This is a genomic window from Pseudalkalibacillus sp. A8 (assembly GCF_045920555.1).
GTDB lineage: Bacteria > Bacillota > Bacilli > Bacillales > Fictibacillaceae > Pseudalkalibacillus.
The window spans coordinates 4,885,725-4,898,994 of the sequence record NZ_CP174509.1; the positions used below are offsets into that span (position 1 = coordinate 4,885,725).

10 protein-coding genes are annotated in these 13,270 nt (G+C 35.5%); 3 read left to right on the plus strand and 7 right to left on the minus strand.

From position 1 onward, the window contains the following. Nucleotides 1–98: 98 nt before the first annotated feature. From ACJROX_RS24775 to ACJROX_RS24790, 4 genes are all read right to left on the minus strand, one after another. Nucleotides 99–1,148 carry an acyltransferase family protein gene (locus ACJROX_RS24775; protein ID WP_408007878.1) on the minus strand — a complete coding sequence of 350 codons (1,050 nt, stop codon included), beginning with the start codon at nt 1,146–1,148 and terminating at the stop codon, nt 99–101. Between the two features lie 155 nt (nt 1,149–1,303). Continuing rightward, nucleotides 1,304–2,110 carry a teichoic acids export ABC transporter ATP-binding subunit TagH gene (gene tagH, locus ACJROX_RS24780; protein WP_408007879.1) on the minus strand — a complete coding sequence of 269 codons (807 nt, stop codon included), beginning with the start codon at nt 2,108–2,110 and terminating at the stop codon, nt 1,304–1,306. 15 nt (nt 2,111–2,125) lie between these two features. Then, on the minus strand, nt 2,126–2,950 hold the full coding sequence (locus tag ACJROX_RS24785; RefSeq protein WP_408007880.1) for an ABC transporter permease: 825 nt from the start codon (nt 2,948–2,950) through the stop codon (nt 2,126–2,128). A 454-nt stretch (nt 2,951–3,404) separates the two neighbouring features. Next, nucleotides 3,405–5,519, minus strand: coding sequence for a CDP-glycerol glycerophosphotransferase family protein (locus ACJROX_RS24790; protein WP_408007881.1), 2,115 nt, complete (start codon nt 5,517–5,519; stop codon nt 3,405–3,407). A 557-nt stretch (nt 5,520–6,076) separates the two neighbouring features. Between ACJROX_RS24790 and tagD the strand changes: the two genes are divergently transcribed. The 3 genes from tagD to ACJROX_RS24805 all read left to right on the plus strand — a co-directional run bounded on the left by tagD (nt 6,077) and on the right by ACJROX_RS24805 (nt 8,799). Then, nucleotides 6,077–6,475 (plus strand): glycerol-3-phosphate cytidylyltransferase, encoded by a 399-nt coding sequence (gene tagD, locus ACJROX_RS24795; RefSeq protein WP_408007882.1) that lies wholly within the window; start codon nt 6,077–6,079, stop codon nt 6,473–6,475. Further along, nucleotides 6,468–7,619, plus strand: a complete 1,152-nt coding sequence (locus ACJROX_RS24800) for a CDP-glycerol glycerophosphotransferase family protein (protein ID WP_408007883.1) — start codon at nt 6,468–6,470, stop codon at nt 7,617–7,619. The genes tagD and ACJROX_RS24800 overlap by 8 nt, the downstream gene beginning before the upstream one ends. Before the next feature lie 175 nt (nt 7,620–7,794). Next, nucleotides 7,795–8,799 carry an LCP family protein gene (locus tag ACJROX_RS24805; protein WP_408007884.1) on the plus strand — a complete coding sequence of 335 codons (1,005 nt, stop codon included), beginning with the start codon at nt 7,795–7,797 and terminating at the stop codon, nt 8,797–8,799. Nucleotides 8,800–9,065: 266 nt separating this feature from the next. Here ACJROX_RS24805 and csaB read toward each other — a convergent pair whose 3' ends face one another. From csaB to ACJROX_RS24820, 3 genes are all read right to left on the minus strand, one after another. Next, the gene (gene csaB, locus ACJROX_RS24810; protein WP_408007885.1) at nt 9,066–10,172 is read right to left on the minus strand and encodes a polysaccharide pyruvyl transferase CsaB; all 1,107 of its coding nucleotides are present in this window, start codon (nt 10,170–10,172) and stop codon (nt 9,066–9,068) included. 1 nt (nt 10,173) lies between these two features. Then, nucleotides 10,174–12,057 (minus strand): DUF5693 family protein, encoded by a 1,884-nt coding sequence (locus ACJROX_RS24815; protein ID WP_408007886.1) that lies wholly within the window; start codon nt 12,055–12,057, stop codon nt 10,174–10,176. Nucleotides 12,058–12,178: 121 nt separating this feature from the next. Continuing rightward, the gene (locus tag ACJROX_RS24820) at nt 12,179–13,255 is read right to left on the minus strand and encodes a glycosyltransferase family 4 protein (RefSeq protein WP_408007888.1); all 1,077 of its coding nucleotides are present in this window, start codon (nt 13,253–13,255) and stop codon (nt 12,179–12,181) included. Nucleotides 13,256–13,270 lie beyond the last annotated feature (15 nt).

Below are 13,270 nucleotides of genomic sequence, written 5' to 3' on the forward strand. Positions count from 1 at the left end.
ATTATTGAGTATATGTAAAGGATTTCTAAAAAATTGTTACACAAAAAAATGGGCTGGCTCAAAGTTTCACACACTTAAGAGCCAACCCAGGTATTTTATCATTGTGTAGGTACATATTGGGCTTCAGGAACACGAATCGATTTTTTCCTTCTTTTTGTATTACCGACTATATATGATCCAAAAGGTAAAAGAGATACTGATTTTATAATCAACATTGATAATAGGAGGCTTACAATGAACAATCCGATGACACGTGTACTTGTATGCTCGAAAAAGTTAGCGGTATAAGGACCAATAAATCGTTGGACTTGCCAGTGCAATAAATAAATTCCAAATGAATAGTTACTAATCGTATTTATGATTTTCAAGTTCGGTACGTATTTTCCAAACGTGAGGATCGCCAAACTAGATAAGATTACAAATGGGAATAGATCGAACCTTTTAGAATTGACACTCGTAAAACCGAATTTATAATTCATTGCGACGAAATACAAGGATAGTACTACCCCTAACAACGTATACCATTTATATTTACCTAAGAACTGAATGATTGTTTTATAATGACGTCCAATTAGGTAACCTGTTGTAAAATAACCGAACCAGGCTGTAAACGGTATTTTCAGCAGATGTCTATTGTCTTGCACGAAGGCAAGGTCCGAGTAATTCAATAAATGAAGATGAATGATCATCACAACATAACTGATCGGCAACAGAACTTTCATTGAGATATTGAATTTGAGAACGATATAATGCAGGAGGTAAAACTGAAGGATGACGAGTACGAAGTATCCTTCAAATTCACCGAACAGAACATTATTCTTGATCTTATCGGTTACGCCTGCAAAACCGTTACCGCTCAAATGGAATGTTACCAATGCATCTAAGATGGCGAACGACACGAAGGGAAGATATATCCACTTCAACCGTTTAGTGAAAAAGCCTTCGCCTAAGCGATCCGTATATTTATTTGCTAGAATGATTTCAGATAACACGATAAAAGTCGGGGTCGCATAGCACAATAAAAGACGTGCAAGTTCGTAATATTCAGCTTGCGGAAAGCCTGCCACTAACCCTGTCTGGGTTGTACTATGAAGCAGAACGATGCTAAGGCAAGCTACAAAACGCAATAGATTCCATTCCTTGACCATTTTTATCCCCTGCTTTTAAGATAAATTTTGTCGAATTTTGTCGAATTTGACGACGGGAATACTATACCAAAATTATTCTAATATCGCAACACACTATTCGCTCCACAAAAAAGAACCTTGACTATGACGTCGAAACTAGTCAAGGTTCTCTATATTCAAATTGTAGCTGTCTTCAAGGCAGCGTTCTTTTTGATTGCATCTTCTCTATATTTTTTCTTTTCTTTTTTGGACATTTTTTTATATTTCTTTAAGAATTCTTCATATTTCGGTAAGACCTCATCCACTGTACCGAAGTCTTTGACGACACCGAATTCAAGCCAAAGGATTTTCTCACAGAATTTTTTCATCTGGCCAATTGAGTGGCTGACGAAAATCATCGTTTTCCCTTTAGCTTTGAATTCTTTCATCTTTTCCAGGGATTTTTCAGCAAACGCTTTATCTCCTACAGATAATGCCTCATCAATGATCAGGATGTCAGGGTCTATATTTACAGAAATCGCAAAACCTAAACGTGATTTCATTCCGCTTGAATAGGATTTTACTGGTTGATCAATAAATTTCTCTAATTCTGCAAACTCAATGATATCCTCTTCCATTTCTTGAATTTCTTTTTTTGAAAATCCAAGCATCAGACATTTGAGTTCAATATTTTCCCTGCCAGTTAAATCACCTTTCAAGCCTGAAGCAACCGCAATCAATGCTGCTTGTCCATTCAACGTCACAGAACCGGTTGTTTCCGGGACGATCCCCGCGATAATGTTTGACAATGTAGATTTCCCAGAACCGTTGATCCCGACAAACCCTACAACATCACCTTTATCAGCCTCAAAATCCACATGATTTAATGCGTAAAAATCTTCACCATAGCTTTTAGGTGTAAGCAAATCCAATATTTTCTCTGAAGACTTCTTATATAATTTGTATTTTTTCGAAACGTCTTTGACGCTAATCGCTTTTTCCATATTGATTCCTCTCATCTATAGAAAGTCGATGAAATGCCTTCTGAATTTCACATGTATTGTCGCACCAATGAAAAGGAGCAGACCAGTTATAGCCCAGAAATACAACGTGTATTCCCAGTTTTCAATAAAGTACCAGCCCAATCCGAAAAATCCGGCTCGATACCCTTCAATTAAATAATACAGCGGATTGATCTTCATAACCAACTGTATAAACTCATTGTCGATATTTGAAATCTGCCACAAAATCGGTGATAGATAGAGCAGCATACGTAGTGTTGCTTGTAAAAACATTTGCACATCTCGAATGATGGTTGCAAGTGTTGATGTCACTAATGCTAGTGCAAAGATAAACATGAACGTTGCAAAAATAAAGTAGATGAACTGTAAATAGTAAATATTTATCGGAAAACCTGAAAATTGCATGACTAAGATTGTAATGACACCTAAAGCAGCATGAATATAAAATTGTGAAAAAATAATATAGTTAGGAATGACACTCATTGGAAAGTTCATCTTTGAGAGCATTCTCAGCCTTGTATAAATCGATTTAGAACCTTTAATTGTGGACTGATAGAAAAAGAACCAGATAATGATTCCAGCAAGCATCCACTGTAGAAAAGGAACCTCCAACCCGTTTTCCAATTTAATATCGGCTCTTTGTCTTATACCATATCCAAATACAAACCAATAAATCGCTACTTGGATAAGCGGATTGATGAGTTCCCATGCCATACCTAAATAATTATTGCTATTTGAACTTTTCAATTCATATAAAGATAACCTTCTAACCAAATAGAAGTGTTGAATCTGTTCTTTAATCACAGTGATTACGGATTTCATACTTTAGTCCTTCCTGTGTATCTTTTGAATGATAAATACTTCTCAAATTATACTTTCATACTTTTTAAAACACAACAAATGATACATAATTGTAAATTTGACAACACTGCTTCCCGTGCCAATTAATAGTTCGTACATATTTATAGAAATTTAACCGCACCTTTACAGAAAAAATATAAATCTATGAAGGTTGGTAGTACGACTGACGAATAGTTAAGACTTAGGCACTGTTAAAATTCCAATGTAGACTAACTAGAAGATTGATCTAAGCGTAATTCACGACACTCCTGCGGGAACAGTGAGCCAGGCGAGACCCCACAGCGAGGTACGAGCGAGGAGGCTTGCGGATCGCCCGCGGAAAGGGAGTGAATGTCGCAGAAATCAATATTTAGGGTAATAAAACAGGCCATCGATAAAATTCGACAGCCAGACGAAAGACGTAAGATGTTATGATTTATTTCCCAAATACTTCATCTACAACTCTCTTCGAAGATTCCCCAGATTCTAAATAACAAAACTTCTTGTAAAATTCTTCAGTAGTTTCAGATGGTATGAACCCATTCTCCTCGATAAGTTTTATCTCTTTAATTATTTCTTCAGTGGTTCGTGTCAAAGGTCCGGGAGCTTTTTCTTCGAAGTCGAAATAGAATCCTCTTAAATTATCTCTATAATCATCTATATCATATACAAAGAATAACATCGGTCTTTTTAGGTTCGCATAATCGAAAAAGACAGATGAATAGTCGGTTATCAGAATGTCCGATATCAAGTACAATTCTCTGATGTCTTCATGAAAGGAGAAATCAAAAACAAAACCTTCATAACCGGACAAATCCAGGTTTTCAGCTACAAGATAATGCATCCTTAACAAAACAATGTAGTCTTCCCCAAGTACCTCTCTGATTTTATCCAAATCGAGCTGGAGATCGAACTTGTACTTCCCTTTGGCATAAAACTGATTATCCCGCCATGTAGGAGCATACAATATGATTTTTTTATCCTTAGGAAGGTTCATTCTTTCTTTCAATTGATTCATGTTTTCCAGATCATTGCAGTTTATTAGAAAATCATTCCGAGGATAACCCGATTCAATCATTGTTTTATCAAATGCAAATGCTCTTCTGAATATTTCACTGGAATAAGCGTTAGGCGACACTAAATAATCCCACTTTCTTGCTTCTCTCAAGAAATTTTCTTTATATTTTGTCGTATTAGTTCCTGGCATATGGACCTCATCCATATCAGCAGCAAGCCTTTTCAATGGTGTACCGTGCCATGTCTGCAGATAGATTGTATGCTTTGGTTTAGGAATCCACAGCGGTAATCTACTATTGGAGACCCAGTATTTAGCCCTCGTCATCAGTAATAACCAACTGACCGAAAACCTTCTTACATGTTTCACATCTTTGCCTGCAAAGAATTTCAAATGTCTTCTATCGACACTCCAATACATTTTATACTCAGGATGGTTTTCCAACATATATTCATAAATAGCTCTTGGGCTATCACTATATTGTTTTCCTAGAAAGCTTTCGAACATGACCAACTTCAGATCAGCCGGCATGATTCTTCCAAGAAGATAGAAGACAGTTTTGTACATTTTTTTCAAGTAGTCGCTTCTTCTAATTTTCACCCATTTTTTTTTAATATTAGCCAGTGTCTCTTTGACCATATTATAATCAACAACATTCACTGAAAAATACTTTGATTTCTTTGTAACGCCACAATATATTTTTTTCTTTTTACCATTCAACGTTAGGATAGATTTGTCTGGAAGCACGGTCTCATGTGATAATCGAACTCTTATGCTCCTGATTGTTTCAGTCCTGCCTTCATGTTCATACTCAAGTTCCAAGAAAAACTTGAAGCTTTTTTTATTGTTACCATTGATATATCTTTTGAAATCAAAAGATCCTTCAAAACCGATTTCTTTAAATGCAAGAGTGTTTGTATATTTCGAATAGAGATCTGCGCGGGCTACTCGTTTTACATCAATGAACTTTTCCTCTTCACCATTATTGTTGATTACCACCTTTAATCCTGTGATGTTATATCCTCCAACTAAATGGAGTGGTGGATAGTTGAAAAAGCCTGATACTGAAAGTTCTCCTGAGTTCGTCAATTGGATATCATCAAATATTGCAAATAGAGTATATTGATTAAATCTGAAGGAAAGATTCCCTTCTTTCGTAGTAAATGGGTAAAACATTTTTTTATTTTCCCTAGTGACAATAGCCAATATCCTCACATACTCAAAATTACTTTTAATTCTGCTTTTTTTCAATCCATTCTGGGTTTCGCGTATGATATATAAATCCCAAATATCATCTTCAGATGGTTTAAAAGCATCGAAAGGGATCTCGATTTCATATATGATAAATTCATTTAATGAATCTTTACTTGAAGAAGCCAAAACGATTTCCTCGTCATTTTGCCTATTTGACAGAATAAATTGCATTTGAGCTACATCAACCATGAAAGAATTCTTTACCGGTATGTCGATTTTATAGATTTTATCTTCTAAATCGAGATTCAAGATCTTAATATTTTCCAAATCATGTTGTCCCATATTTTTGCTTGTACCCCTCTCTCTTAACATTATACGATATTATATGCCGTAAACTTTTGATTTTCAAATGGAGATTTTCGCCAGTCATATACTGTTATTTAATGCGAAAACTTTAGGAAGATTAAATTCATCAACTCCGAAAAGGTAATCTTTTCCAATTCGAGTTAAAAATAGTGAAACCAATTCCTATTTAAATCGTCAACATAATACTGAGTCTATTCAGATTGAATTTTTATTGTATGGAGATTTGATTAGGCTCTTTTTTATGCCTTAAGTCCCGTGGAAATTATTCATACCATCAATTGACACATGTGGTAGAATCACATTATAATTGTTAGGTTAATTGGTAAATATTATTAATTGATCAATGTTGGTTGTAAATTTTCTCTAAAATGTTTTAACTATATATTTACGTGGTATAAATAATCCAAAGTATTGTTAATAGAATGTAAACATTATGTTACAGTCTCGCAAATTTGTTATATTAATATATACAATGTGAACGAAACAATAATTTAAGTCTTTATATCTAGTAAAATCTATGGGAGGACACTAAAATGAAAAAAGTTTTAACATACGGTACGTTTGACTTGCTCCATAATGGCCATATAAATTTACTTCGTCGCGCTAAAGAATTAGGGGATCATTTGACAGTAGCTGTCTCTACTGATGAATTCAATGCTCTTAAGGACAAAAAAGCATATCATAATTACGAAAATCGAAAAGTGATTCTTGAATCGATTCGTTATGTAGATAAAGTGATTCCTGAAAACCATTGGGACCAAAAAATTCAGGATGTCATTGACAATGATATTGATGTTTTCGTTATGGGAGATGATTGGGAAGGTAAGTTCGACTTCCTAAAAGAATATACTGAAGTAGTATACCTCCCTCGTACAGTCGGCATCTCAACAAGCAAAATTAAAAACGATCTGCTATTAGTCAATAATGGTTAGAGAACTATTAATCGGAACATATTTGATGATCTTCAAACTATTATTTAATATGTTCCAACTATTTCCCCAAAGGAAAAAGACAACATTTGTTGCTTCTTTTGGGGATAATATTTTTTATGTAGCCGACGAATTATCAAAAACACAAGATCATGAAATTATTATTCTAAAACAACCAAAATGCCCGATTAATTTCGACAATATAAATAACTCTAAAGTTTACTCTTTTGAATGTGTAAACCTATTTCATTGGGTCATTTCTATCTATCATCTAAGTACTTCTAAGATGGTGTTTGTAGATAATTATTACGGATTTTTATCTATTACCAGTTTCAAACCGAATGTAAAATGTGTTCAGCTCTGGCATGCAGCTGGTGCAATAAAGAAGTTTGGCCTTATGGATCCCTCGATGAAAAGCAGACCCGATTCGGCAAAGAAAAGAATCGAAACTGTCTATAAACGTCATACCCAAATAGCTGTTGGGTCTGATAAGATGGCAAATATCATACATCAAAGCTTCGGTGTAGATGATGAAGCTATCATGAGGACTGGTGTTCCTAGAACTGACTTTTTCTATGATAAGGAACAAAAGAATTCTGTAATAGAAAAATTAAAAATTGAATTTCCTATTATCAATTCAAAAAAAGTGATTTTATACGCACCCACTTTCAGAGATGGAGAATTTGATCTCTCAGAAATCCATTTGGACCTTCAATCCATGTATGATGAATTGAAAGATGATTATGTAGTGTTTTTACGTATACATCCTGCTGTGAATTTTAGTCTGGCTAATGATTTTTCGGGCTTTGTATATGATGTTTCCGATTATCATTCAGTCAATCATTTATTATTGATAACCGATTTTCTCATTACTGATTATTCATCCATTCCTTTTGAATTTTCATTACTCGGAAAGCCGATCATCTTTTTTATGTATGACTTAAAGGAATACAAAAGGGATCGAGGAATTTGGAAAGAATTCGAAAAAGATATACCTGGACCAATCGTTGAAGATACAGCTGAAATCATATCCATGATCAAAGAAAATAACTTTGATAGAAAATCCGTAAAAAAATTTGCTGAGGTATGGAATCAATACTCTAAAGGGAATTCAAGCGAATCCTTGATCAAAGAATTGTATCAATAAATTATGTTTAATTTAACAGTCTAATAATTGTTAAAACTATACGGAAAATTGTATTGATATATCATTTTTTATAGGATAAACTTTTTTAAAGTTGGTAGATTTTTTAGAGACCACCATTGAGGTCTCTTTTTATTATTCCACGCTTTCATTTTAATACCTACTGAGGAGCTAAAGCATGTATCGTACAGAATTACGAAAGAAGAAAAAACGCCGTCGCAGACGCCTGATATTAATTCCCATATTTTTAATAATCTTTTGCACGATCGGATATGGGGCCTACTTAACTTTCAAACTAGTTAATGCAACTGATAATTCAGTAGAAGAATTGCAACGAGGCGAAAAATCAGAACTTCGTACGGAAAAAATTGATGTCAACGAAGATAATTTTTCAGTATTATTCATCGGGGTTGATGCTCGTGAAGGTGAAAAGGTGAGCCGTTCTGATGCACTGATATTAGCCACTTTCAACAAAGAGGATAAATCTGTAAAAATGGTCAGTATTCCTCGGGATTCCTATGTAGAAATACCAGAAAGGGGTATGGACAAGATCAATCATGCTCATGCCTATGGCGGTGTAGACCTTGCAGTAAAAAGTGTGGAAAATTTATTTGATGTACCGGTCGATCACTATGTAAGAGTTGATTTTAAGGCATTTATTGATATAGTCGATGCACTCGGTGGTGTTAAGGTAGATGTTCCTAAAACGTTTGCTGTTCAGGATAGTAGAGACCGTCAGGATGCCATCACTCTTCATGAAGGAAACCAATTGTTAGATGGCGAAGAAGCCTTAGCCTTTGTCCGTATGCGAAAACAAGATCCTACAGGTGATATCGGCCGTGGAGAAAGACAGCGACAAGTTATAAAAGCTATTATTGAAAAAGGTTCCAAATTCAGTTCTATCACCAAATATGATGATGTCATCGATGGATTAGATGGAAATATACAGATGGATTTAAACTTCAAAGAAATTGTAGGGCTTCATGGCTATGCTGGTGAAATTAATAAAATAGACGCACTGGAATTGAAAGGCGAAAACTCCAATAACGGAGTCTTCTATTATATGTTGGATCAAACCAGCGTATATGAGATCTCTAACAGCTTGAAGGCACATTTAGACCTTGAAAACCATAACAATGAGGCCAGTTCCGAAGCAATCCAAGTAGACGATACAAGCTATTAAAATTAGTGCTCTGTTAAAGGACTTTATTACTTCTAAACGAAATTCGCGACACTCCTGCGGGAACAGCGAGCCAAGCGAGACTCCACAGTGAGGAACTCGCGAGGAGGCTCGAGGATCGCCGATCGCCCGCGGAAAGGGAGTGAATTTCGTAAAAATTAAAAATAAACACTATCAAAACTAAAACAAAAGAAAGCCCACTTGTAGGGCTTTCTTTTGTTTGTTTCGATCTAATTACTTACAGTATCTCCTCTCGGTGGAACTTGTGGTCAGTTAGCTTTCGATTTCAAAAAGCTTTTATTTGATGAACTAATGATCGAAATCGCTAAGTTCGCTGTCTCCTTAGCTGTCATTTTCATTTCCTCTGTGGTCCCTCTCATCAAATCCAATAGTTCTTCTCTGGATCGATAGTTCTTTAATAATACATTAGATAAATCATTCAAATCATCTTTTTCTACATGTCCTGCTACAGGTTGAAGTGTTAGATTCGAATAAGACTCTATTTTAGGATCATATGATAGAGCCAAAAATGGTGTTCCTACAACCCCAGCAAAAATCAAAGAATGCAATCTCATACCAAATAAGAATTCAGAATAGTTGATGATAGCGATTTTTTCTTCAATTGATGCATCATATGGAGCGATTTTAGAATGTTTTTGCATAAGTTCGGCAACTTGGAGTGAAGTCTCATAATCATGAGAGCCGTGCATCGGAAGAAAGGCGATTTCTACATCCTCTTCATCAACCAAAGTATCTAATGCTGCAGCAACTTTAATTTTAAAATCTTCAAGGCCTTTCCAATCCCTCACTGATACCGTTACGACAGGTTTCTCGAAATCTTGCTCCTTCATCCAATCACTGTTCAAATTTTCTGATGTGAATCCCATTACAGGATCTGGGACTATACTGATATTTTGTTTTATCTTTAATCTTTCTAATAATTGTTTAGATTCTTCATCTCTTACGGTTATCCGATTGATTTTATTCAACACTATTTTTACAATCCATTTATTTAGCAACCGATCTACCGGACCAACACCTTGCGCATACATATAAACTGGTTTCCCAAGTAATTTAGCCAAATACATTATTCCAGAATAATAGGGAACACTTTTCCAACCCGTTTGATCTTGCAACAGACTTCCCCCGCCACTGATCAGGCCATCACTTTCTTTTAAAGCTTTTATAATAGCTTTTAAATTCCAACGGTTTACAGCTTCCACACGGTAAGTGGACTTTGTAAATTCTGGGTTATTGGAAAGAACGACAATCTCTATGTCTGATTGAATTTCTCTTAATGATTGAATCATAGAGGCCAATATTGCTTCGTCCCCAATATTATTAAAGCCATAATAGCCTGAAATAACAAGCTTCATCTTACCACCTTGCTCTCAATTTTAAATAATATTTACGCCCTGCTTTATAGATAATGATGAAAACAACCCCCACAAGCAATCCAAATGACAAACTGTAGGCACTTCTTAAAACAGAAACGTATATAGGGATATGCAAGTGAGTAAATGTATTGACTAGAGAAAGCCAACCTATTATAGCAGGGATCAAACAAACATATGCTGTCTTCTTCATTTTTTTCATGAAGAAATACAAGGAAAGAATGTAGAATGGAAATCCAATCAGGAATTCTTTTGTTCTTGGCCTTACATACAGCAAGTCTTCCAACTTCTGTCTCATCATCAATTCATAAGATGACACCGAAGCGAAGTTCCCTGTACGATCTATATAATAAAAAACGATACCCGCCAAAATAAATAACAAAATAAGATGTCCATATTTGATTGGCATGGCTAACATTCTCTTTAACTGTTGAAAATCGAATTTCATATTATTATAAATATGGTATACAGCAAATAGTAGTGTGTATACGATTGGGAACACATAAAGTACTTTCACACCTCTAAAGCCTTGTCCGATGTGTAATGAATATTCTGTTCCATATAAGAGACTAATCCCAATCAAGATTCCAAGAAAACTGATGAATATAGCCCGACCATATTGAAATAATATGTCTCTATACCGTTCAATTGGTCTCATTTTTAAAGCAGCATATACAGGCGTTATAATTGCAACTGCCAATGCCATCAATTTCACCAATAAACCTGATCCTGAAACAATGTACCCTATTGCAATGAGTGACAGGGCTATACCTGAAACTACTGCTAACTTACGCTTTAAAAGACTTTCCACCGCCAAGGTTACAAACGTAATTCCACCTAATAAGGCTATCGCTACCATCCAAAGTGGCCTTGACAATTCACTGAATGCATCCGGCTTACCTAACTTGAATAGCTGGGGCATAGAACTATTCAAGCTTTTGAAGAACTTCATATTCTCCTTTAAATTCTCTTCTGGATCTCCCTCAGTTTTTATGTGAAAGTATAAAACCCGGATATTTCGTTCTTTTACAGCTCTAATCGCCTTATCCTGATTTACCATTGGAGAACCGATTTCCAAATCCAAACTTATCAACCGTTTCACATTAAACTCATTAGCTCTTGCAAGATTTTCAAAACCTTTTTGATCAAATTGTTCAATAGACAGCGTTGATATGCCCTTTTCTTTCAATCTATTTGCCCATTCCCGATGATTTGTCGGATATCCCAGGGCCTCATCACCTATAATTAACATCTGATCTGCATTTTCATCGATTGTCATCGCTTGTTCCCAAATGAACTCATTTTCTTCCGTAATATCTGAAACTGGAACATGCAAGATTCTTGAAAAGCCATAGCTTTCTACTAGCTTAAAAGTATCATCTGAATAGCCTAAATAGGTATTTTTAATCTTTTTCGGTTCACCTTCTATGTAAAGGAATTTTCTTTCGTTTATCTCAATATTCTTTACTTGATCTCCAAATACGTTTTCCAGCGACTCCACAACTGGAAAATTGCTTTTCAAAATACTGATGTACAAACCTTTTTTATCGGGAAACTCATCCAGTGGATAGCCCGAAAGTAAAGCAAAGCGAGTGAACTCATTTTGATCAAGAGATAGAATGTCGCCTTTATTCTCCAGTGATTTAATGGATTCTGGAGGAATACCCATAGCGCTTACTCCGGAAGATTTCAATCCATCAAAAACATCCTCTTCATTTGCACCTTGTCGAATTAAACTTTCCACTTCTTTAAAAGGGACAGCAACTTCATATATATTGTAGTTCCATTCTGCTTTCGCACGTTCATATAGACCGATAGATGTAACTGCTATTGATAATATGAGAACGCTCCACAGCCATTTCTTCAACAAAAACAACCCTTTCTGAGTAATTCATGATTGTACGGATTAACAAGAACAAGGGGCTGACCCATAAGTGTATGACACTTTTACTATTGGGTCATCCCCTTTGCGTATTCACCATTAGTGCTCATCTGTTAATATTACGAATGCTTCTTACATTACGGGTATTGGCTACTCTTTGGAAGAAGTTTAAGATCGGCCTGTAATTGGTATCAATCAATCCGACCACTTCCACAATCAACTCAATGAACACCAGTAATACCGTTACGATAAGAAAAGAACCCCATAATGTGGTTTGTTCGATAAGGACAGCAGCAATCCCAAAGATCGCACTCATCGCATATATGATCAGAACGGTTGTAGGATGGGAGAATCCCAATCTTTGTAGACAATGATGTAAATGTGATTTATCTGGTGAAGATAAAGGTTTTTTATTTACAAATCGACGAATGATCGCAAAGATTGTATCTGAAATTGGGACTCCAAGAATGATGATCGGGACTAATAAAGAGAACAACGTGATGTTTTTAAAACCTAATAAAGATGTTACAGCTATGATAAACCCTAAGTATAGGGATCCCGTGTCCCCCATGAATATTTTCGCAGGATGAAAATTATATACAAGGAACCCAAGTGTACTTCCTAATACTGCAAAACCAATAGCAACCACAAACATGTTACCATTGACAATCGCCATTGTAGATATCGTGATCAATACGATGGATGAAACTCCTGCAGCCAATCCATCTAGTCCATCAATCAGGTTTATTGCATTTGTGATACCGATTATCCATATTAAGGTAAGTGGAATGCTCCATATACCTAAATCCAAACGTACATCAAACGGCAGGTTGATAAAATTGACGACTATACCACCGTGTATGACGATACCAGCAGCAATGATTTGACCCAACAGTTTGACTTTTGGCGATATCTCAAAAATATCATCAAAAAAACCAGTTGCTATTATGATCAAGCTGGCTGCAAATAAAGGAATCATGTATTGTTTATCAGGAGAAAGTAAATAAAACCCAATAAGGGAACTTAAGTAGATAGCTAGACCACCAAGTCGCGGCATGACTTTGGTGTGTACCTTTCGTTTATCGGGTTGGTCCGTTGCTCCAATTTTTATCGCGAAATTCTTAACTATTGGTGTTAATAATACTGACGATAAGAAGCATATGAATAACGTTAGAAACAGCATATTTTAAAAACACTC

Coding starts and splice junctions, on each gene's coding strand:
- ACJROX_RS24775 (WP_408007878.1), bottom strand. CDS start 1,148: ATGGTCAAGGAATGGAATCTATTGCGTTTTGTAGCTTGCCTTAGCATC.
- tagH (WP_408007879.1), bottom strand. CDS start 2,110: ATGGAAAAAGCGATTAGCGTCAAAGACGTTTCGAAAAAATACAAATTA.
- ACJROX_RS24785 (WP_408007880.1), bottom strand. CDS start 2,950: ATGAAATCCGTAATCACTGTGATTAAAGAACAGATTCAACACTTCTAT.
- ACJROX_RS24790 (WP_408007881.1), bottom strand. CDS start 5,519: ATGGGACAACATGATTTGGAAAATATTAAGATCTTGAATCTCGATTTA.
- tagD (WP_408007882.1), top strand. CDS start 6,077: ATGAAAAAAGTTTTAACATACGGTACGTTTGACTTGCTCCATAATGGC.
- ACJROX_RS24800 (WP_408007883.1), top strand. CDS start 6,468: ATGGTTAGAGAACTATTAATCGGAACATATTTGATGATCTTCAAACTA.
- ACJROX_RS24805 (WP_408007884.1), top strand. CDS start 7,795: ATGTATCGTACAGAATTACGAAAGAAGAAAAAACGCCGTCGCAGACGC.
- csaB (WP_408007885.1), bottom strand. CDS start 10,172: ATGAAGCTTGTTATTTCAGGCTATTATGGCTTTAATAATATTGGGGAC.
- ACJROX_RS24820 (WP_408007888.1), bottom strand. CDS start 13,255: ATGCTGTTTCTAACGTTATTCATATGCTTCTTATCGTCAGTATTATTA.